Annotated in this window: 1 protein-coding gene; it reads left to right on the forward strand. The window is 70.1% G+C overall.

What is annotated here, in order from left to right; genetic code table 11:
- On the forward strand, nucleotides 1–545 hold a 545-nt coding region (locus G7A99_RS24295; protein ID WP_163144644.1), incomplete at both ends, for a LysR family transcriptional regulator.

A 545-nucleotide genomic window follows, 5' to 3' on the forward strand; every position in this document is an offset into this window, starting at 1 on the left:
GTGGCGATCGTGGAGAGCGGCTCCATCAAGCGGGCCGCGATGTCGCTGTACGTCGCCCAGCCGTCACTCAGCCAGCATGTGCGCAACCTGGAGGAGGAGCTGGGCGTGACCCTGCTGACCCGCTCCGCCCGCGGCGTATCGCCGACGGAGGCGGGGCTGGAGCTGCTCGGTTATGCCCGCAGCATCCTCTCGCAGCTTGAGCAGGCGCGGGAGGCGCTGCGTGCGGGCAGCGTCGATCCCCACGGGAGCGTGCGCCTGGGCCTGCCGAACTCGGTGAGCCTGGTGCTCGGCGTGCCGCTGGTGGAGATGGCCCATCACGAGCTGCCCAACGTCTCCCTGCGGGTGGTCGAGAGCATGAGTGGCTATATCCTCGACTGGCTGCGCGCCGGCCAGCTCGACCTCGCCATGCTCTACGGCGTGCAGCGCTCCCCGGGCATCTCCGCCCGGCAGCTGCTCACCGAGGACCTTTACCTGGTCAGCCTCCCCGGGGCCGGCCGTGACGACGGGACGGTGGACATGCAGGAGCTCGAGCGCTTCGAGCTGAT

This window comes from Arhodomonas sp. KWT, assembly GCF_010993615.1.